The organism is Limnohabitans sp. DM1 (assembly GCF_001269385.1).
In the GTDB taxonomy this organism is placed as follows: domain Bacteria; phylum Pseudomonadota; class Gammaproteobacteria; order Burkholderiales; family Burkholderiaceae_C; genus Limnohabitans_A.
On the sequence record NZ_CXOO01000036.1, the window covers coordinates 1 to 19759 of the forward strand.

General features: G+C 61.0%; 18 protein-coding genes. 13 read left to right on the forward strand and 5 right to left on the reverse strand.

The features are described 5' to 3' along the window. A partial coding sequence (locus AMM33_RS14325; protein WP_194945472.1) for an IS30 family transposase occupies positions 1–518 on the forward strand: 518 nt, incomplete at its 5' end. 176 nt (positions 519–694) lie between these two features. Here AMM33_RS14325 and AMM33_RS14330 read toward each other — a convergent pair. After that, a complete protein-coding gene (locus tag AMM33_RS14330; RefSeq protein WP_090141988.1) occupies positions 695–1237 on the reverse strand; it encodes a GNAT family N-acetyltransferase in 543 nt (180 codons plus the stop codon). Next, positions 1234–1791 (reverse strand): signal peptidase I, encoded by a 558-nt coding sequence (gene lepB, locus AMM33_RS14335; RefSeq protein WP_090141989.1) that lies wholly within the window; start codon positions 1789–1791, stop codon positions 1234–1236. The genes AMM33_RS14330 and lepB overlap by 4 nt, the downstream gene beginning before the upstream one ends. Before the next feature lie 56 nt (positions 1792–1847). Between lepB and AMM33_RS14340 the strand changes: the two genes are divergently transcribed. The 3 genes from AMM33_RS14340 (at position 1848) to AMM33_RS14350 (ending at position 3429) form a co-directional block, all read left to right on the forward strand. Further along, positions 1848–2723 (forward strand): patatin-like phospholipase family protein, encoded by an 876-nt coding sequence (locus AMM33_RS14340; RefSeq protein ID WP_090141990.1) that lies wholly within the window; start codon positions 1848–1850, stop codon positions 2721–2723. Between the two features lie 131 nt (positions 2724–2854). After that, positions 2855–3106 carry a ribbon-helix-helix domain-containing protein gene (locus tag AMM33_RS14345; protein WP_090141991.1) on the forward strand — a complete coding sequence of 84 codons (252 nt, stop codon included), beginning with the start codon at positions 2855–2857 and terminating at the stop codon, positions 3104–3106. After that, complete coding sequence (locus AMM33_RS14350; protein ID WP_090141992.1) at positions 3103–3429, forward strand: type II toxin-antitoxin system RelE/ParE family toxin; 327 nt, start codon at positions 3103–3105, stop codon at positions 3427–3429. Before AMM33_RS14345 ends, AMM33_RS14350 begins: the two co-directional genes overlap by 4 nt. Positions 3430–3483: 54 nt before the next feature. On the opposite strand, the gene AMM33_RS14355 is transcribed toward AMM33_RS14350, so the two are convergent. After that, complete coding sequence (locus AMM33_RS14355) at positions 3484–4422, reverse strand: LysR family transcriptional regulator (protein ID WP_090142032.1); 939 nt, start codon at positions 4420–4422, stop codon at positions 3484–3486. A gap of 105 nt (positions 4423–4527) precedes the next feature. Here AMM33_RS14355 and AMM33_RS14360 point away from each other — a divergent pair, with 105 nt between their 5' ends. From AMM33_RS14360 to AMM33_RS14370, 3 genes are all read left to right on the forward strand, one after another. After that, positions 4528–6039: a CoA-acylating methylmalonate-semialdehyde dehydrogenase gene (locus AMM33_RS14360; RefSeq protein WP_090141993.1), complete on the forward strand. Its 1512-nt coding sequence runs from the start codon at positions 4528–4530 to the stop codon at positions 6037–6039. 441 nt (positions 6040–6480) lie between these two features. Further along, complete coding sequence (locus AMM33_RS14365) at positions 6481–8199, forward strand: GMC family oxidoreductase (protein WP_090141994.1); 1719 nt, start codon at positions 6481–6483, stop codon at positions 8197–8199. A gap of 355 nt (positions 8200–8554) precedes the next feature. Then, positions 8555–9313 carry a sulfite exporter TauE/SafE family protein gene (locus AMM33_RS14370; protein WP_090141995.1) on the forward strand — a complete coding sequence of 253 codons (759 nt, stop codon included), beginning with the start codon at positions 8555–8557 and terminating at the stop codon, positions 9311–9313. 4 nt (positions 9314–9317) lie between these two features. Here AMM33_RS14370 and AMM33_RS14375 read toward each other — a convergent pair whose 3' ends face one another. Both AMM33_RS14375 and alr read right to left on the reverse strand, forming a co-directional pair. Next, the gene (locus AMM33_RS14375) at positions 9318–10241 is read right to left on the reverse strand and encodes a DMT family transporter (RefSeq protein ID WP_090141996.1); all 924 of its coding nucleotides are present in this window, start codon (positions 10239–10241) and stop codon (positions 9318–9320) included. Between the two features lie 222 nt (positions 10242–10463). Further along, on the reverse strand, positions 10464–11558 hold the full coding sequence (alr, locus tag AMM33_RS14380; RefSeq protein ID WP_090141997.1) for an alanine racemase: 1095 nt from the start codon (positions 11556–11558) through the stop codon (positions 10464–10466). Between the two features lie 225 nt (positions 11559–11783). Between alr and AMM33_RS14385 the strand changes: the two genes are divergently transcribed. From AMM33_RS14385 to AMM33_RS14410, 6 genes are all read left to right on the forward strand, one after another. Beyond that, positions 11784–12419, forward strand: a complete 636-nt coding sequence (locus tag AMM33_RS14385; RefSeq protein WP_090141998.1) for a DedA family protein — start codon at positions 11784–11786, stop codon at positions 12417–12419. Between the two features lie 11 nt (positions 12420–12430). After that, positions 12431–13327 carry a DMT family transporter gene (locus AMM33_RS14390; protein ID WP_090141999.1) on the forward strand — a complete coding sequence of 299 codons (897 nt, stop codon included), beginning with the start codon at positions 12431–12433 and terminating at the stop codon, positions 13325–13327. Positions 13328–13397: 70 nt separating this feature from the next. After that, complete coding sequence (locus AMM33_RS14395; protein ID WP_090142000.1) at positions 13398–13880, forward strand: glutathione peroxidase; 483 nt, start codon at positions 13398–13400, stop codon at positions 13878–13880. A 209-nt stretch (positions 13881–14089) separates the two neighbouring features. Then, positions 14090–15457, forward strand: a complete 1368-nt coding sequence (locus AMM33_RS14400) for a TolC family protein (RefSeq protein WP_228768143.1) — start codon at positions 14090–14092, stop codon at positions 15455–15457. 25 nt (positions 15458–15482) lie between these two features. Further along, the gene (locus AMM33_RS14405) at positions 15483–16655 is read left to right on the forward strand and encodes an efflux RND transporter periplasmic adaptor subunit (RefSeq protein ID WP_090142001.1); all 1173 of its coding nucleotides are present in this window, start codon (positions 15483–15485) and stop codon (positions 16653–16655) included. Positions 16656–16658: 3 nt separating this feature from the next. After that, entirely contained in the window at positions 16659–19748 is a 3090-nt protein-coding gene (locus tag AMM33_RS14410) for an efflux RND transporter permease subunit (protein WP_090142002.1), read from the forward strand. Positions 19749–19759 lie beyond the last annotated feature (11 nt).

Genomic DNA, 19759 nt, shown 5'->3' on the forward strand with positions numbered 1-19759 from the left:
TGTCGTTTGCCGGTGGCTGCCGGAGGCGAGTTGGTGAATTTTCAGCATGTGGCCACTGGGAGGGAGATACCGTCATTGGCGCGGCTCACAAACAAGCCATCGTGACACTGGTAGAACGCAAGAGTGGCTTTGCTGTGCTGGCCAAAGTGCCCAACAAGTCTGCTGATTTGGTGGGTCGGGCCATTGAAGCCAAACTCAAGCCCCTGATCTCACGGGTGAAGACTTTGACGGTGGACAACGGCAAGGAGTTTGCGGATCACCAGGCCATCGATCAGACCCTTGGCATCCAGACCTACTTTGCCGATCCGTATTGCAGTTGGCAGCGCGGCAGCAACGAGAACTTCAATGGTTTGCTGCGCCAATACATTCCCAAGAAGCGGCGCATGGAAACTGTCACCGATGAGGAGTTGACTATGATTGAAAACAGATTGAATCACCGCCCCAGAAAGCGGCTGGGATTCAAGACACCCCACGAGGTGTTTCACGCCTCGTTAAACCGTGTTGCACCTCGTACTTGAATCCGCCTATTTCCAAAGAACTCAAATAATTCTGTTATTTGTTACGGCGCAGTAGCTCATGACATTCAGGGCTGGCTCGAAGCAGGCGGCCATGGTGCGCAAAATGGGCCCCTACAAAATGGACGTACACGCAGGCGAACGTCAAGTCCTAGCAAGTCAGAGCCAAGAGGATTTGCTCAACGAGCGCTTGTTCTGTGGGGTTCCTGAACCTGCAGGTTGCAGGAAAGGCGGATTTCTTCCACTTTCACGCCGCCCAGCTCCATGGTTTTTGCAGGAACCACATCCCGCTCAAACCCGGCCGCCCGGTAAAAACGCATCGCCCTGGCGTTTTGTGTCAGAACCCACAAGCAACAGCGGCGATAAGCTTGTTCACGCAAGGTGGTTTGAGCCGCCCACCACAACTGTCGCCCGACACCAGTTGACCAGACAGCAGGCGATGCATACAAGGCCCAAACTTCGGCATCCCCCTTGGCTGCATCCGGATCACGACACGGCCCGGTATTGACCCAGCCCAACAGGCGATCACCGTCGATGGCCACTTGCAAATCACCCTGCTTCTCTTTCAGAAACTGTGCCCAGAACGCCTGCCGCGACGCCACCGTCAAGGATTTCAAAAAGTTTTCAGGAAAGATATCCGCATAGGCGACCCGCCATGCCTCGACATGGATTTCAGCCACGGCCCTGGCATCTTCAGGCTCTGCATGACGAATTCGCATCATTCAATTCTTTCCAGCGTACGTCCCCAGCGGGGCATCCAATTGCCCAAAATGTTGGCCGACACCAGTACGCGGTGGGCGCGGCCGATCAGCAAGTGGCGCGGTACCATCCCAATGAAACGCGAGTCGGCACTGTTGTCGCGGTTATCGCCCAAAAAGAAGTACTGACCTGCAGGCACCTGCACCGGGCCAAAACTGCGCAAGGCATTCAGCTCGGGCAAAACCTGCACCGCACGTTCATGGTCGGCCACGCGCTCACGGGCCTGGATAGCGGTGGTCAGCCCACCTTCCAAGGGTTCAGACACCGCCACAGGGGACAGGTACTCTCCCGCCAAGTCATTGATGAACAGCACTTCGTTGCGCATCTCGACCACATCGCCGGGCAGCGCCACCAGCCGCTTGGCCAGTCGGTTGACCAGCACCACATCGCCCTCCAACAAAGTCGGACGCATGGAGCCCGACGGGATCGGGTTCCAGTCGGCCACAGCCAGCCGGAAAAAACCGAAACAGCACAGGAACAGGATGAAACTGCGGTTGTCTTTGAGCCAGAATTTCATGGGCACACCTCTTGATTAACAGACCCATAGAATACTTATTTACTCAGTCAAAGCGCATGCAAAACTTGAATTTTTCACAATTCCAGACCCTGGCTTTTGCAGGTGGCGGCAACCGTTGCTGGTGGCAAGCCGGTCTGCTGACGCAATTGCAGGCCTGCGGTGCACGTTTGCCCGCCTCAATGGTGGGCACCAGCGCAGGGGCGGCGATTGCCGCGTCGCTTTTGGCGGGCAGCACAGCCACGGCCCTTCAGGCTTGCCAGCGTTTGTACGCGGCCAATGCCCGACTCTTTGACTGGCGCGGCCTGACCCGCCTGCAATTGAACTTTGCCCACCAAACGGTTTACCCTGCTTGGCTGGCCGCTTTCGTCAACGAAGGCCATTTCAAAGCCATCCAATCCACCCCCAGCCGCTTGCTGGTGGCCGTGACGCGCCCGGCTCGGGCGCTGGGCCTGGCTGGCAGCGTAGCGGCCGGCACGCTGGCTTATTTGGTGGACAAAAAACTGTTTCACAACATCCACCCGGCCCTGCCCCGGTTTCTGGGTTTGAAGCAGGCTTTCTTTGCGCTACAAGACTGCACAACCGCCCAAGAAGCCCGAACCACCTTGCGGGCTGCCGCTGCAGCACCGCCTTTCATGTCCGGCGTTCTTCTGCAAGGTGGATGGGCTTTTGACGGTGGCTACACCGACAACGCGCCGATCCCGGCTCAAACCGCCAACGAAAAAGCATCCACCCTGGTCTTGCTGACGCGCCACTACCCCGACAAACCGTCCCTGTTTGAGGTGCATGGACGCACCTACTGGCAACCCAGCCGCAAGGTGCCCGTGTCCACATGGGATTGCCGCCCGGGCACTACGGTGGACGATGCGTTTGCGCTGGGGCAAGAAGATGCCAAACGGGCGCTGGCTAATGGCCAGATCCAACTCAGCATCTGACCGCACGCGCCGCTTTGACCACTTCATCCAATGACACGCGAAGTGGCCCATCATTTGCTCAGTTGGGGCTGAAAGATCCAAGGGACTTCACGCATCTTGCCAATTTTTGCCAAACTCACTAAGCTTTCCATATGAGCACCATGAACATTTCCCTGCCTGAAAGCTTAAAGACCTTTGTGGATCTGCAAGTCAGCCAACGCGGCTACGGCACCAGCAGCGAGTACGTGCGTGAACTGATCCGCAAGGACCAAGATCGACTGCAATTGCGTGAAAAACTCCTCATCGGCGCGGGTTCAGCAACCACGGTACCGGTCAGTGGCACGTACTTTGATGACCTGCGAGATCGGGTTCACCAAGCCACCTCAGACAATACACCCCGTTGAAAACCAAGCCAGTCATCCCACGAGAATTGGCCCTTCGGGATGTTGAGCAAGCTGTTGCCTACTATTTAGACGAGGGTGCGCCCTCTGCTGCGCTCGGTCTGATTGATGCGCTTGAAAAAGCCTATGCCCACATCGGTCGGCACCCCGCCACGGGATCGCCACGGTATGCCCACGAATTGAACCTGGCGGGTCTTCGATTTTGGCCACTGACTCGCTACCCACATGGTGTTTTTTACATCGAAAAAGCGGACCACATCGATGTTTGGCGCGTTCTGCACGGTCAACGCGATATCCCTGCTTGGCTTGAAACTGAATCCGATTGAGCTCAGCTTGGCAGCATTGAAACAGCGGGGCCAAGTCTCTTCGCTGGCTGGAAATCACACCCCAAACCCCGCCGCCAGCCCCACCCTCAAATGCGCCACCAACGCCGCCACCGCCCGAGGAACATGCGGCGCATACGGGCGGATGGCGTAAATGGTTTCGGCAAAGGCCCCCACGGGTTTCCAGCCGGGCAGCACGCGCACCAACTGGCCCTTGCGCAATTCGGCTTGGGCGCTGAAGTCGGGCAAGAGGGCGATGCCTGCACCGGTCATGGCCGCTTCGCGCAAGGCTTCACTGTTGTTGGCGGCGAAGTTGCCGTTCACGGGCACCGTGACGCGTTCGCCCGCCTCTAAAGACTCTCGCCGCTCAAAGGTCCATACAGGCGTGTCTTGCGAACGGGGGTAATGCAGGCAGTTGTGGGTTTGCAGCTCGGCAGGGCTTTGCGGTTCGCCGTGCTGGCGGATGTAGGCACGGGTGGCCACCAGCACCGACTCGGTGGCACACAGCGCCCAGGCCACATGGGTGTCGGGTGGGCGGGCCGTGTGGCGAATGGCCAGGTCGTAGCCTTCGGTGGCCAAGGCGCTCAGGCGGTCGGACAGGTCCAGCTCGACGCGCACATCCGGAAAGTCTTGCAAAAAAGCGGCGAACAGCGGCACCAGTTGCTGGCGAGCCAGCGCCACCGGGGCCGTGACGCGGAGCAAACCGCTGGGCTGTTCGGCCAAGTCGCGCACCTGAGCAAAGCTTTGCTCAATCTGCTCAAAAGAAGCGCGGGTCTCATCCACCAAGCGCTGTCCCGCCTCGGTCAGCCGCAGGCTGCGGGTGGTGCGCTGCACCAGGGTCACCTTGGCGGCCCGTTCCAGCTCGGCAATACGCTGGCTCATCGCCGCCTTGCTCACGCCCAGACGGGCGGCGGCGGCCGTGTAACTGCCTTGCTGCGCCAGCACGCTCAGCCAGTGCAGGTGGGTCCAGAGGGTGTTGATTTTTTGCTCTTCCATGCAGGTATTGTTCATTATTTTGAACAATCAATTCAGATTTGGGGCATTGCCGGGGGAATCGAGGGTGCCTAAACTGCGTGCAAATCCACACACTCGGAGTTCATCATGAGCATTTCTCAAATTGGCCATTACATCAACGGCCAAACCGCCGCAGGCGCGTCAGACCGCAGCCAACCCGTCACCAATCCCGCCACCGGCGCCGTGACCGGCAACGTGGCCTTGGCCAACAGAGCCGAAGTGGACAAGGCCGTGGCCGCCGCGCAAGCCGCTTTCCCCGCTTGGTCCGACACCCCGCCCCTGCGCCGCGCCCGCGTGATGTTCAAGTTCCTCGAACTGCTGAACACCCACAAAGACGAGTTGGCCCACCTGATCACCGCCGAGCACGGCAAGGTGTTCACCGACGCACAAGGCGAAGTCAGCCGCGGCATCGACATCGTCGAATTCGCCACCGGCATTCCGCAGCTGCTCAAGGGCGACTTCACCGACCAAGTCTCCACCGGCATCGACAACTGGACCCTGCGCCAGCCGCTGGGCGTGGTCGCGGGCATCACGCCCTTCAACTTCCCCGTCATGGTGCCCATGTGGATGTTCCCGGTGGCGATTGCGGCGGGCAACACCTTCATCTTGAAGCCCAGCCCAACCGACCCAACGCCTTCGCTGTTCATCGCCGACTTGCTGAAAAAAGCCGGTCTGCCCGATGGCGTGTTCAACGTGGTGCAAGGCGACAAGGAAGCCGTGGACGCGCTGCTGGAGCACCCGGACGTAAAAGCCATCAGCTTCGTCGGCTCCACGCCGATTGCCAACTACATCTACGAGACCGGCGCGCACCACGGCAAGCGCGTGCAAGCCTTGGGCGGCGCGAAGAACCACTTGGTCGTCATGCCCGATGCCGACATCGATCAGACCGTGGACGCACTGATCGGCGCAGGCTATGGCTCGGCCGGCGAGCGCTGCATGGCCATTTCGGTGGCGGTCTTGGTCGGTGATGTGGCCGACAAAATCATCCCCAAACTCATCGAGCGCACCAAAACCTTGAAGGTGCTCAACGGCGAAAACCTGGCCGCCGAGATGGGCCCCATTGTCACCGACGCAGCGCGTCAACGCATCAAGGGCTACATCGACGCGGGCGTGGCCGAAGGCGCCAAGCTCTTGATCGACGGCCGCGAGTTTGACGGCTCCAAAGCCGGTGCCGGTTGCGACAACGGTTTCTGGCTCGGCGGCACGCTGTTCGACAACGTGACCACCGACATGAAGATCTACAAGGAAGAGATCTTTGGCCCGGTCTTGAGCTGCGTGCGCGTGCCCGACTTCGCTACCGCCGTGCAGATCATCAACGACCACGAGTTCGGCAACGGCGTGAGCTGCTTCACCCGCGACGGCAACGTGGCCCGCGAGTTTGCGCGCCGTATCCAGGTGGGCATGGTCGGCATCAACGTACCAATCCCGGTGCCCATGGCTTGGCACGGCTTTGGCGGCTGGAAGCGCTCGTTGTTTGGCGACATGCACGCTTACGGCGAAGAGGGCGTGCGCTTCTACACCAAGCAAAAGTCCATCATGCAGCGCTGGCCCGAGAGCATCGGCAAGGGCGCTGAGTTTGTGATGCCTACGGCCAAGTAAATTCCGTTTTTGGACTTGATGGGTTGTTTCCACGAAGGTGACTGGCCGGGGCCGCAGGGCCTCACAGTCGCTTCGTGCCAGAAAATCGGCCCTACAGCCCCGGCCAGCCACCCTCGCTGCACTGCTTGGACCCAATCGGCCTGAATTGATCGCAGTCGCTCAGCCTGTAGGTCGGCGGTCGAAGACTCCGACATAAGGCCTGTGCCGGTGCCAACAATGCCGGAGCTGAAGCGCCAACCTACAAGGTCCGTGCCCCTGTAGGTCGGCGGTCGAAGACTCCGACATAAGGCCTGTGCCGGAGCCAACCCTGTCGGAGCTGAAGCTACAACCTACGGGGTCCGTGTATCTATCGGCGGCTTCAGACCCGACAGGTTGTTTGCCGAAGCGCCAGCACCGGCCCGCAAGAAGGCACAATCGTCGCCTTGAAGAGACTGGGCACACATGAACGACAACACCTTCGACTACATCATCGTGGGCGGCGGCACGGCGGGCAGCCTGCTGGCCAACCGCCTTTCTGCCGACGCCAGTAAACGCGTGCTGCTGCTGGAGGCAGGCAAAAAGGACGATTACCACTGGGTGCACATCCCGGTGGGTTATCTGTACTGCATTGGCAACCCGCGCACCGACTGGCTTTACCAGACCGAGCCAGCTGAAGGCCTGAACGGCCGCAGCCTGCGTTACCCGCGTGGCAAGGTGCTGGGCGGCTGCTCCAGCATCAACGGCATGATCTACATGCGCGGGCAGTCGCGTGACTACGACCAGTGGGCGCAGATCACCGGTGACGACAGCTGGCGCTGGGAGAAGACGCTGCCCTATTTCAAGCTGCACGAAGACCACTACAAAGGCGCCAACGAGTTTCACGGTGCCAAAGGCAGCAAGTCTGAATTGCTGGCCCCCAACGATTTACCCAAAGGCAGTTACCTGCACACCTTGCGCGGGCGCAACACCGGTGGCGAATGGCGCATCGAAAAGCAGCGCCTGCGCTGGGACGTGCTCGATGCGTTTGCGCAAGCCGCTCAGCAAGCGGGCATTCCGGCCACCGACGACTTCAACCGGGGCAACAATGAGGGCGTGAGCTACTTCGAGGTCAACCAGAAAAACGGCTGGCGCTGGAACACGGCCAAGGCCTTTTTGCGCCCCACTTGCTACGCCCGCCCCAACTTCGAGTTGTGGAACAAGGCGCAAGTCGCCAAACTGATCATCGAAACCCAAGCCGACGGCAGCAAGCGCTGCACCGGCGCACAGGTCTGGTCGGGGGTGGAGATGGTCGAGGTCAAAGCCACCCGCGAGGTGATTTTGAGTGCGGGCAGCATCGGCTCGGTGCAGATTTTGCAGCTCTCGGGCATTGGCCCGGCCGACTTGCTCAAGAGCAAAGGCGTGGATATCACGCACGAGTTGCCCGGCGTGGGCGCCAACTTGCAAGACCATTTGCAGATCCGCTCGGTCTACAAGGTCAAGGGCACCAAAACGCTCAACACCATGACCAACACCTTTTTGGGCAAGGCCATGATCGGCCTGGAATTCGCCATGAAGCGCACCGGCCCCATGAGCATGGCGCCCAGCCAGCTGGGGGCGTTCACCAAAAGCGATCCGTCGCAGCCGCACGCCAATATCCAGTACCACGTTCAACCCCTGAGCCTGGACGCCTTTGGCGAGCCGCTGCACAGCTTCCCGGCCATCACAGCCAGCGTGTGCAACCTCAACCCCACCAGTCGGGGCAGCGTGCACATCAAAACCGCCCGTTTTGAAGACGCCCCCGCCATTGCGCCCAACTACCTGGCCACCGACGCCGACCGCAAAGTGGCCGCCGACAGCCTGCGCGTGACGCGCGGCATCATGGATCAACCCGCCATGAAACCCTTCCAGCCCGAAGAGTTCAAGCCCGGCGTGCAATACCAGACCGATGAAGAGCTGGCCAAGCTGGCAGGAGACATTGCCAGCACCATCTTCCACCCCGTAGGCACCACCCGCATGGGGCGTGACGATGACCCCATGGCGGTGGTCAACGCGCGCTTGCAAGTGCGCGGCGTGGCCGGCTTGCGCGTGGTGGATGCTGGCGTGATGCCTACCATCACCAGCGGCAACACCAACAGCCCGACCTTGATGATTGCGGAAAAAGCCGCCCAGTGGATTGCGCAAGATGCCGAGGCTACTGCCTGAAGTCCTGCATCTGCCCCTTGGGGGTCAGTTCGATGTCAGTTCGGGTCAGGGATTTCCCCAGAATCGGGAAATCCCTGAGGCTGGAGTCTCCAGCCAGCCCTTACATTTCAGGCACTCGATGCAAAGCAGTACCTTGCATCCCGAGGGCCGAGGAGACAACTCGAACCCCTAAGAACTCCAATATAAGCAACATCCAAACGAGATGTGAATTTTCAGGCGCCGCGCAAGCGGCGCTTTTTTTTGATGACGGCACGTTCTTTGCCGACAGGCCTGCTGGCGATAGAGCGCCTGTAATCTGTCCATCATCGCTTGCATGACAAGCCCCCCCCCCCTGCATCCGTCAAAATCACCCCCTATGGAATTACTGATTGTTTCGCTGGCCTCGCTGCTGGCTGGCCTGGTGGACGCGATTGTGGGCGGGGGCGGCCTGATCTTGCTGCCTGCCCTGTTCGCCACCTTCCCCAACGCTGCACCCGCCACCTTGTTTGGCACCAACAAAAGCGCCTCGATCTGGGGCACCGCTTTCGCCACGGTGCAATACAGCCGCAAGGTGGTCATGCCCTGGCGCTCCTTGCTGCCTGCCGCCGCTGCGGGGCTGCTGGGTTCCCTGGTCGGGGCCTGGGTGGTCACGCAGGTGGACCCGGGTCTGTTTCGCAAGCTCTTGCCGGTGTTGCTGGCCGTGCTTTTGCTCTACACCCTGGTCAAAAAAGACCTGGGCCGCAGCCATGCGCCGCGCTTTGCCGGTTCGCAAGAAGCCTGGATCGCCGCAGGCATTGGCCTGGTGATCGGTTTTTATGACGGCTTTTTTGGCCCGGGCACCGGCAGCTTTTTGGTGTTTGCCTATGTGCGGGTTCTGGGATACGACTTTTTGAACGCCTCGGCAGCCGCCAAGATGATCAACGTGGCCACCAACTTGTCGGCTCTCACGCTGTTTGCCTTCAAGGGCCACGTCTGGTGGCACCTGGCGCTGGCCATGGGCGCGGCCAACATCTTGGGCAGCCTGATCGGCACTCGGCTGGCGCTCAAACACGGCGCAGGCTTTGTGCGCCATGTGTTCATCCTGGTGGTGCTGGCGCTGATCTGCAAAACCGCCTACGACACCTGGCTGCGCTGAGGCCTCAGCGCAAGCGCCACTTGATCTGGCCCGCGTATTGAGCCAGGGCCACGCCCAGCAAAATCACCCCTGCACCGGCGATCTTGATCCAGGTGTAGTGCTCACCTGACCACGCCCAGGCAAAGAGCCCTGCCATCGGGGGCATCAGGTACATCAAAGGCGCAGTGCGGGCCACGCCGCGCACGGTGTTGATCCAGCCCCAGGCCAGCCAGCCGATGAAGGCCGAGACCAAAACCGACCACAGCAAGCCCACCCAAGCCCACACGTCCAGCGTCGCCCAAGGGGCCTGCAGGCCCAAGGGCACCGACCAGATCAAGAGCGGCAAACCGCCCAGCAGCGTGGTGTAAGCCATGGTCAGCACCGGGCCGTGCCGCTCCATGACGGGTTTGGCCGCCACGGTGTAGTACGAGAAGAAACTGGCCGCCACCAAAAGCACCAGATCACCACCGCCTGCACGCCAGTTGCCACTCAAAAGCTTGTCGGACAAGAACATCAACACCCCGCCCAGCGCCAGCGTGACCCCGGCCACCTGCGCCATGCTCAGGCGTTCAAAACCTTTGTATTGGAGGATCAGCAAGGTGAAGATCGGACCGCAGGCGAGGATGACCGAGCTGGAAAACGCCGTGGACCAGTGAATGCCGTAACTGACCAGCCCCACATGCAGTGAATGACCCGCAAAACCCAGCCAGGCCATGTACAGCAGATCCTTGCGGGGCAAGGGCGGCAACCAGCGGCCCAGACGCCAGCGCATCAACAGCAAGGCGCACAGAGGCATGAGGATGTAACGCGCCATCAAAAAACCGGCCGGTGAGAGCAGGTTGAACAGGTATTTTTGCAGCGTGAAATTGGCGCCCCAGATGACGATCAGGATCAAGGCCACGGTCAGGGCCAGCTGGCTGTGACGGTGCGGGGGGGCTCTGTGGGGCATGTCTTGATTGTGATGTCACCCGCAGGCGGGCCGTGTCTCGCTTGCAGCAAAAGAGGACAAGTCGTCGTTGGTCAAAGCGGCCCCGCCAAAGATCGCTGCACAAATCAGCCACCTGTGCCGCATCCACCCCAGCATCGGGTTCTTCGACCGCCGACCTACCCAAGACAAAGTCCCGTAGGTCGGCACTCGCAGAGTCCGACATCTGCTCTGCTTGACTTCGGATCAGTCCACCCCCACCGGCACGCGCTGCGCCAGCGCGCACATCAGCTCGTAACCCACGGTGCCCGCCGCTTGCGCCACCTCGTCGATGCTGAGCACCGCGCCCCCGGCCGACTGCCCCCACAGCGTGACGGTGCTGCCCACGCCCGCATCGGGGAATGGACTCAGGTCTACCGTCAGCATGTCCATACTGACCCTACCCACGGTGCGGCCGCGCTTGCCATCCACCAGCACCGGCGTGCCCGTGGGGCAGATGCGCGGGTAACCGTCGGCATAACCGCAGGCCACCACGCCGATGCGCATGGGGCCATCGGCCACAAAGCTGGAGCCATAACCCACGCTGTCGCCCGCCTGCAAATCCTGCACGGCGATGATGCGGGCGTTCAGGCTCATGGCAGGCAACAAACCCCAGTGCGCGGCGCTGTGCTCGGGAAAGTCCGGCGAGCTGCCATAAACCGCGATGCCCGGGCGAATCCAGTCGGCTTTGACGGCGGCATCTTGCGCGTGGCGCAAGGTGGCAGCGCTGTTGCTGACACTGCGCTCGCCCGGCAGGTCGCGGGTGGCTTCTTCAAAGCGGGCCATCTGCTCGGCGATGCCTTTGGGGCCATCGGCGTCGCTGAAATGGGTGATCAATGAAATCTCGTCCACCTGCGGCAAGGCGTTCAAGCGTGTCCAGGCCGAACGGTAACGCTGCGGCGTGAAGCCCAGCCGGTTCATGCCTGAATTCATCTTGAGGAAGACCCGGTGCGGCTCGTGCGTCTTGTGCAGCGCCAGCATGTCGATTTGCTCGTCGCAATGCACCGTGTGCCACAGGTGCAGGCGCGAGCACAACTCCAGGTCCCGCGCCTCAAAAGCGCCTTCGAGCAGCAAGATCGGGCCGCGCCAGCCCAGGGCGCGCACCCGCTCGGCCTCACTCAGGTCCAAAAGGGCAAAGCCGTCAGCACCGCGCAGGCCTTCAAACACCCGCTCGATGCCATGGCCATAGGCATTGGCCTTGACCACGGCCCAGGCCTGGGCATCGGGTGCGGCTTGCCGGGCTCGCGCCAGGTTGTGGCGCAGGGCGGCAGTGTGAATGGTGGCTTGGATGGGGCGGGGCATGGGGTCAGGGCTTGCACAAAAGAGGTTTGCAAGTGTGCCAGCAAAGTGCTGTCGCGAACCAGGCTTATCCGCGCCACTCGCATGGCGGTTCGACCGCCATGCCCTGGGAATACCGGTCTGACCCGTCTCTGGAAGGGGTTTGTAAATGATTTACACTGATCCGCTGCCTTTTAACCCCGCGCATTCCGTCTGAGCTTTTCAGGCGCTGGCTGAACCTTGTAATCCATGGAAGTTTTTCAGTTTTTGATGCCCATCTTCACCGAATACGGCTATTTGGCTGTTTTCGTGATGCTGTTGATTTGCGGTTTTGGCGTTCCTGTGCCTGAAGACGTGACCCTGGTCACTGGCGGCGTGATCGCAGGTCTGGGGCATGCCGATGTGCACACCATGTTTGCGGTGGGCATGGCGGGCGTCATGGTCGGGGAAGGCCTGATGTTCACCTTGGGTCGACTTTACGGTGAGCGCATTTCCAAATTACCTGGCTTTCGCAAAATCCTCACGCCCGAGCGCTTTGCCAGCGCCCAAAATGCCTTCCAGAAATACGGCAAATGGGTCATGTTCGTGGCCCGATTTTTGCCTGGCTTGCGCACCCCGGTGTTTTTCTCGGCTGGCATGAGCCGACGCGTCAGCTTTTCCACCTGGTTTTTCATGGACGGCTTTGCCGCCTTGATCAGCGTGCCGATCTGGGTGTACCTGGGCTACTTTGGTGCGCAAAACTGGGACTGGATGTTTGGCGTGCTGCGCCAATTCCAGCATGGCATTTTTGGACTGCTGGGCATCGGCATCGTCTGGCTGGGCTGGCGCTGGTGGCGCAAGCGCCATGCCACAGCTGCTGCCAAAGCCCCAGGCGACGCCTCTTAAGCCGCCCGCACATGGGCCACACCTCCCCCAAAAGCCTGGCGGTTGCAGGGCTCCTGTTCAACGCTTTTGTATGGGGCGTGTGCTGGTGGCCCTTCAAACAACTCGAGGCCCTTGGCCTGCACCCGCTGTGGGCCACGGCGCTGGTCTACGCCTTTGTCTTCGTGTCCATCGCCTTGTGGTTGTGGCGCAGCGGCCAACTGCAAAGCTGGCGCGGCCACTCCGGGCTGTGGCTCTTGCTGCTGAGCTCGGGCCTGACCAATGTGGGCTTCAACTGGGCCGTGACGGTGGGCGACGTGGTGCGCGTGGTGCTGCTGTTTTATTTGATGCCGGCCTGGTCGGTGCTGGTAGCCTGGTGGCTGCTGGGTGAAAAACCCACCCCTATGGCCTTGCTGCGCTTGCTGCTGGCGCTGGCCGGTTTGTTCATCGTGCTCAAAACCCCCGAAACGCCCTGGCCCGTGCCCGAGAGCCTGGCCGATGGCCTGGCCCTGATGGGGGGCCTGACGTTTGCCATCACCAACGCCTTGCTGCTCAAGCTCAAAGACACCCCCAGCTCGTCGCGCACCCTGGCCATGTTTGGCGGCGGCGCGGTCATGGCCACGCTGGCGGCCTTTGTGGGTTTGGCCACGGGCGTCGTGGCCATCGGTGCAGCCCCCACCTGGAGCTGGCTGCCCATGGTGGCCCTGCTGTGCATCTCGTTTTTGTTGGGCAACCTGGCGCTGCAATACGGCGCCGCCCGTCTGGCCGCCCACACCACAGCGCTGGTCATGCTGTCCGAAGTGCTGTTTGCCAGCGTGTCGTCGGTGCTGCTGGGTGCCTCCAGCTGGGACAGCCGCACCCTGATCGGCGGGGCCTTGATCTTGCTGGCGGCGTTGCTGTCCATCGTCGGGCCGGGCCACAAGGCCAAATGACGCAGCTTGCACAGCCATGGGCTGTCGCTGGCATGATGTCCTTTTGCCCTCTTCTACCGGAAAGCACCCCATGAGCCTGTACGACCTCGAAGCCCAAAGCATCGACCACCAAACCGTGCCCCTGTCGCGCTACCAAGGTCAGGTGATGCTGATCGTCAACACCGCCAGCGCCTGCGGCTTCACGCCCCAGTTCACTGGGCTGGAAAAGCTGCACAAAACTTACGCCGACCAAGGCTTGGCCGTGCTCGGTTTTCCTTGCAACCAGTTCGCCAGCCAGGACCCGGGCGACGACGCGCAGATTGCCAACTTCTGCCAGAAGAACTACGGCGTGAGCTTTCAGATGATGAGCAAGGTCAAAGTGAACGGCGACGAGGCACACCCGCTGTACCAATGGCTCACCGCCGAAGCGCCCGGCATTTTGGGCAGCAAGGCCATCAAATGGAACTTCACCAAGTTTTTGGTGGGGCGCGACGGGCGTGTGATCAAGCGCTATGCGCCGCAGGACGCGCCAGAGAAGATGGCCAAGGACATTGAGGCGGCGCTGGCAGGCTGATACGCCGCACACTCATTGCCACTGCGCAGTGGCAATGAATCCCATCAAGAAAAACTTGTCGGGCATCCGAATGGACAAGTTCATGCATGTGTGCGTGCACGAAGCTATAAATTCAGATTTTTACGAAGTTAAATTCATTTTTTATCTGCTTTTTAATGCTGATTGATGGATGCAAACTCGCGGGTCATTGTTGACTCGGAGAAACCCAAATGTTCGCATCACCGCCCATCCAGGCTGTGCCAACCCACCAAAGATGCCCCACCAACGGCCAAACGCGCTGGATGGTTTTGGCCATGGCGCTGGTGTCTGCCGTCTCGGTATCTGCAAAAACGGGCACCGCCATCGACAGCGGCACGGCCATGACCGCTGCCGCAACTGCGCAGCCATCGCCTTCAAGCAAGGCGCAATTGAGCCTGGAGGACATCGTCCGCATCATCCTCGCGCACAACCCCCAGCTGCGCGCAACAGAAATGGGCATGAGCGTCGCGCAAGCAGGCGTCACAACTGCCAAGGCTTTTCCCAACCCCCGTCTGGAAGCGATACAAGGCCGCAACGTGGCGCAGATGCCCGGGCTGGTCACTGGGCCGGTGCGTGGCTGGGGTGTGAGCCAGCCTCTGGAAAACCCGGCGTTACGTGGAGCGAGAGCTGACGCGGCACGCGCCAAGGAAAGGGAAAGTGGTTTCGAAGTCATCCGCGTTCGCAATGAATTGATCGCACAGGTGCGGTCCATTTACTACCAATGCTTGCAGCACCAAGCCCACACCCAGGCCGCATCAGATGCGGTGCAGTTGCTGGAACAGGTCAGGGAGCGGGTGCGCCTGCGGGTCAGCACCGGCGAAGCGCCTCGCTACGAAATCATCAAGGCCGATGCTGAAATCATCAGCGCTCGGGAGCGCTTGCAAACGGCCAGCCTCATGGTTGAACACAACCAGCTCGAACTCAACCGCCTGGCAGCAGGCCAGTTGCCCCACGACTGGAAGCTCGCGGGCGAGTTGGACCAAACGCCCGAAATGCAGCCCGTGTCGCAGTTGGTGGAACTCGTGCTCAAGAACAACCCCGCTTTGCTGGTTTTGCAGGCAGAGCAAGACCGTGCCCTCGCCCGCCTGAGCGAGGCACGCTCCGAACGCCTGCCAGGTGTAGAGCTGCGCTACAGCCAGGTGCGCGATGCCGAGTGGCGTCAGAACCAACTCAGTGTCGGCGTGCAGCTGCCCTTGCTGGACACGCGCCAAGGTCCGATCGCGCAGGCAAGCGCCGAACTGCAAAGGGCACAAATTCGGCTTGAAGGCCATCAGGCTCAGCTGCTCCAGCAGGTGATGCTGGCCTGGAAGTCCATGGAGATGGCGCGCCTGCGCATCGAAGCGTTGAGCCAGGGCGCCTTGCGCGAGGCTGAAGCGGCATTGCGTGTGGCGCAAGCCGCATACCGATTTGGCGAACGCGGCATCTTGGATGTGCTTGATGCACAACGGGTTTTACGCAGCGTCCGCACCGATCTGATCGATGCCCGCTTCCAGCTGCAAGCTGCACGCATCGCTCTGGAAGAACTCACGGGCCAACACAGCCTGTCCAACAGCCTCTGATTTGAAAGAACAAGAAAGCCCTGTCATGAAAAACCTTTCCCCCGCTCTGCAGCACATGATGCTGTCCCTGCTGATCGGCTCCTCTGCCGTCATGCTCTCGGCGTGCAACAAGTCTGCGCCTGCGCCAGCAGCAACCCAGAAGTCCGCAGACCAAGACCCGACGGAGGTGTCGATCCGAGCCGAAATGGGCGCCCAATTCAAGGTCAGTCCCATCGAAGAAATCGAGATCACCCCCTTGCTCGACATTGCAGGACGCATCGAGGCCAACGAAAGGCTGGTGACACGCATTGGCGCTTCTGTGACGGGCAGGGTCACCGAGGTGCTGTCGGATCTGGGTGAAAAAGTCCGCCCAGGTCAGCCATTAGCCCGAGTGGCCAGCCATGAGCTGACCACCATGCAAATGAACTATCTGCGCGCCCACTCGGCGGCATCCCAAGCCGAGCGTGCGGTGGACCGTGCCAAACAGCTGATTCAGGCCGATGTGATCGGTTCGGCCGAACTGCAGCGCCGCGAATCGGAGCAATCGGTGGCACGCGCCGAACTGAGGGCTGCGCATGACCAGCTGCGGCAAGTCGGGCTTGACGCACAAGCCATCGACAAACTCCGCGAAAACGGCATCCTTCACCCCGCCACAGCCGTCACCGCCTCCATTGCCGGCGTAGTGATTGAGCGCAAAGTCAGTCAAGGCCAGGTGGCCCAGCCCGGAGACCCTCTGTTCACCGTGGCCGATCTGAGCAACGTCTGGGTGGCCGGTGCTTTGCCCGAGCAGGTCGCGCGCTCCGTGCAAACCGGCCAGTCAGTGACCATCGAAGTGCCGGCCCTGGGGCAGAAAATGCTTTCGGGCAAGATCATTTTTGTGGGTGACACGGTCTCGCCTGATACACGCACCGTCGCGATCCGCACCCAAGTCGACAACGCCCAGCGCGAACTCAAGCCGCAGATGCTGGCCACCATGCGCATTCGAGGAGAGCCCTACAAATCCCCGGCGATCCCGGCACAGGCGGTGGTGCGTGAAAACGACCGCGACCACGTTTTCGTGCGTACCGGCGACTTGCGTTTTCGCCTGACCCCCGTCGAACTGGGGACGCTCAGCGACGGCATGCGCCCCGTCATCAAGGGGCTGAGTGCAGGCGCCCAGGTGGTGACCGAAGGCGCCTTCCATATGAACAACGAACGCAAACGCGCAGAACTGGAGTAAACCATGGTCGATTCCATGATCCGTGCCGCGCTGAGCCAGCGCCTGATTGTTGTGGTGCTGGCCTTGATCCTCTGCGCCTTCGGCCTGAGGGCGGCCAGTCGCCTGTCGGTCGATGCGTTTCCCGACGTGACGAATGTGCAGGTCCAGGTGGCCACCGAAGCACCGGGCAGATCGCCCCAAGAAATCGAGCGCTTCGTTACCGTGCCTTTGGAAATCGCCATGACCGGCTTGCCCGGCCTGGTCGAGATGCGCTCACTGAACAAAAGCGGCCTGTCCATCATCACCCTGGTGTTCACCGACAAGACCGATGTCTACTTTGCGCGTCAGCTGGTCACCGAGCGGCTGATCGAAGTCACCCCACGCATGCCCGCAGGCATCGTGCCGGTGCTCGGCCCCGTCTCCACGGGCCTGGGCGAGGTCTACCAGTACACCCTCGAAAAACCGGACGATGGCCAACGCGCCCTCACCCCTGAGGAACTGGCCGAGCGCCGCACAGTGCAGGACTGGGTAGTGCGTCCCCTGTTGCGCTCGATCCCGGGTGTGGCCGAAATCAACTCGCAAGGCGGCTACGTCAAACAGTTTCAGGCCCTGGTCGATCCGGGTCGCCTGCGGCACTACAACCTGTCGGTCCAGCAAGTGGTTCAGGCGATTTCTGCCAACAACTCGAACGCCAGCGGCGGTGTGCTCTCGCAAGTCACCGAGCAATACCTGATCCGTGGCGTGGGCTTGATCAAAACGCTGGAAGACATCGGCAACATTGTGATCAAGGAGCAAGGCGGCATCCCCGTCTATGTGCGCGATGTGGCCACGGTGCAAATGGGCAGCGAAGTCCGCCAGGGTGCCATCATCAAGGGGGGCTACACCGAGAGCGTTTCGGGCATTGTGCTGATGATGCGTGGCGGCAACGCCAAGGAAGTGGTGACCCGCGTCAAGGAGCGCGTGCAGGAAATCAACAGCAAGGGCATGCTGCCCGACGGACTGCAGATCGTGCCTTTCTATGACCGGACCGAACTGGTGGACTCGGCGCTGTGGACGGTCGGCAAAGTGCTCATCGAGGGCATCTTTCTGGTGGTGGTGGTCCTGTTTGTCTTCCTTGGCGATGTGCGCTCCAGCCTCATCGTGGTGGCGACGCTGATCATTGCTCCGCTGACCACCTTCATCCTGATGAACCGCTACGGCATTTCGGCCAACCTGATGTCGCTGGGTGGGCTGGCCATTGCCATTGGCCTGATGGTCGATGCCACTGTCGTGGTGGTCGAGAACGTTTTCCACCGCCTTGGCCATGCAGGCAAAAGCATGGGCGAACGGGTGCGTACGGTGCTCTCGGCCACCAGTGAAGTGGCCACGCCGACCATCTTCGGCATTGCCATCATCATCTTGGTGTTCCTGCCATTGATGACCCTGCAAGGCATCGAGGGCAAGATGTTTGCACCGCTGGCATTGACCATCGCGATGGCACTGGGCATTTCGCTGATCGTGTCGCTTTTCCTGTCCCCCGTGCTGTGCACCTACTTCCTCAAAGGTGGTGCTGACAAAGACACGCGACTGATCGCTTACCTCAAAAGCGGCTACCTGCGCTTGCTGGACGTGGCCACCGCGCGCAACCGTCTCACGCTCGGTGTGGCGGTGGCCTTGTTGCTGGGTTCCATGGCACTGTTTCCGCTGCTAGGGAAATCCTTCATGCCGACCATGAAGGAAGGGGCGCTCACCCCGCAAATCAACCGGGTGCCCAGCATTTCACTGGACGAGTCGATCCGCATGGAAATGTCGGCCATGAAAACCATTGCCGAGGTTCCTGGCGTGCGCATGGTGGTCTCCAAACTCGGCCGTGGCGAATCGCCTGCTGACCCTGCGGGCCCCAACGAGTCAGATCCCATCGTGTTGCTGGACCCGAAATCGGGCAGAAGTCAGGACGAGATCGACGAGGACATTCGCCAGCGCCTGTCGAACATCCCCGGCGTACAGATCGTGCTGTCTCAACCCATCTCCGAGCGTGTCGACGAAATGGTGACAGGGGTGCGCTCGCAGCTGGCCATCAAGGTGTTCGGGGACGAAATCGCCGATCTCAAAGACATCTCCGAGCAAGTGGCCCGCATCCTCAAAAGCGTGGCGGGCAGCCGTGACATCCGCATTGAACGCCTGTCGGGTCAACAAGCCCTGACCATTGACATTGACCGCAAAGCCATCGCGCGTCAAGGGCTGAATGTGGCGGATGTGCAAAGCATCATTGAAACCGCGATTGGCGGCAAGGACGTGACCACCCTCTACGAGGGCGAGCGACGCTACAGCGTGGTCGTGCGCTTCCCGAGCCACGTCCGTCAATCCGCCGAAGCCATTGGCAGCACCTTGCTGCCCACACCGGGCGGCGGGCAGGTGCCGCTGTCGAGCCTGGCCAGCATCGAGCTCGTGGATGGCCCTGCGCAAATCAGTCGGGAAAGCGGCAAACGCCGCGTGGTGGTGGGTGCCAACGTCGAAGGGCGTGACCTGGGTGGCTTTGTGACCGAGGTGCAGCAACGCATCGACAAGGAGGTCAAGCTGCCCGAAGGCTATTACTTCAAGTACGGCGGTCAGTTCGAGAACATGGAGCGGGCCATGGGCACGCTCGCCATCATCGTGCCCTTGACCATCGCAGCCATCTTCTTCCTGTTGTTTGTGCTTTTCAATTCGGTCAGGCAAGCGGCGCTGATCATCCTGGTGCTGCCTTTTGCATCCATTGGCGGTCTGATCGGACTGTTCGTGTCCGGTGAGTACGTGAGCGTCCCGGCCTCGGTTGGCTTCATTGCCTTGTGGGGCATTGCCGTGCTCAACGGCGTGGTGCTGGTGACCTGCATACGCCGTCTGCGCGAAGACGGTATGGACGTGAGCAGTGCCGTGCGGGAAGGCTGCGTGCAGCGCTTTAGACCTGTGATGATGACCGCCACTGTGGCGCTGCTGGGACTGGTGCCTTTCCTGTTCGCCACAGGTCCCGGCTCCGAAGTCCAGCGCCCCCTGGCCATCGTGGTCATTGGCGGTCTGATCTCATCGACACTGCTGACCCTGGTGGTATTGCCCACCCTCTACCGCTGGTTCGACGAGCCACCCCGCGAAGCCTGAACACCAAGGAG

Bases quoted from the DNA above. Each gene is read 5' to 3' on its own strand.
- AMM33_RS14360 (WP_090141993.1), top strand. From the start codon at position 4,528: ATGAGCATTTCTCAAATTGGCCATTACATCAACGGCCAAACCGCCGCA.
- AMM33_RS14355 (WP_090142032.1), bottom strand. From the start codon at position 4,422: ATGGAAGAGCAAAAAATCAACACCCTCTGGACCCACCTGCACTGGCTG.
- AMM33_RS14375 (WP_090141996.1), bottom strand. From the start codon at position 10,241: ATGCCCCACAGAGCCCCCCCGCACCGTCACAGCCAGCTGGCCCTGACC.
- alr (WP_090141997.1), bottom strand. From the start codon at position 11,558: ATGCCCCGCCCCATCCAAGCCACCATTCACACTGCCGCCCTGCGCCAC.
- AMM33_RS14340 (WP_090141990.1), top strand. From the start codon at position 1,848: ATGCAAAACTTGAATTTTTCACAATTCCAGACCCTGGCTTTTGCAGGT.
- AMM33_RS14390 (WP_090141999.1), top strand. From the start codon at position 12,431: ATGGGCCACACCTCCCCCAAAAGCCTGGCGGTTGCAGGGCTCCTGTTC.
- lepB (WP_090141989.1), bottom strand. From the start codon at position 1,791: ATGAAATTCTGGCTCAAAGACAACCGCAGTTTCATCCTGTTCCTGTGC.
- AMM33_RS14330 (WP_090141988.1), bottom strand. From the start codon at position 1,237: ATGATGCGAATTCGTCATGCAGAGCCTGAAGATGCCAGGGCCGTGGCT.
- AMM33_RS14385 (WP_090141998.1), top strand. From the start codon at position 11,784: ATGGAAGTTTTTCAGTTTTTGATGCCCATCTTCACCGAATACGGCTAT.
- AMM33_RS14400 (WP_228768143.1), top strand. From the start codon at position 14,090: ATGTTCGCATCACCGCCCATCCAGGCTGTGCCAACCCACCAAAGATGC.
- AMM33_RS14365 (WP_090141994.1), top strand. From the start codon at position 6,481: ATGAACGACAACACCTTCGACTACATCATCGTGGGCGGCGGCACGGCG.
- AMM33_RS14410 (WP_090142002.1), top strand. From the start codon at position 16,659: ATGGTCGATTCCATGATCCGTGCCGCGCTGAGCCAGCGCCTGATTGTT.
- AMM33_RS14345 (WP_090141991.1), top strand. From the start codon at position 2,855: ATGAGCACCATGAACATTTCCCTGCCTGAAAGCTTAAAGACCTTTGTG.
- AMM33_RS14395 (WP_090142000.1), top strand. From the start codon at position 13,398: ATGAGCCTGTACGACCTCGAAGCCCAAAGCATCGACCACCAAACCGTG.
- AMM33_RS14370 (WP_090141995.1), top strand. From the start codon at position 8,555: ATGGAATTACTGATTGTTTCGCTGGCCTCGCTGCTGGCTGGCCTGGTG.
- AMM33_RS14405 (WP_090142001.1), top strand. From the start codon at position 15,483: ATGAAAAACCTTTCCCCCGCTCTGCAGCACATGATGCTGTCCCTGCTG.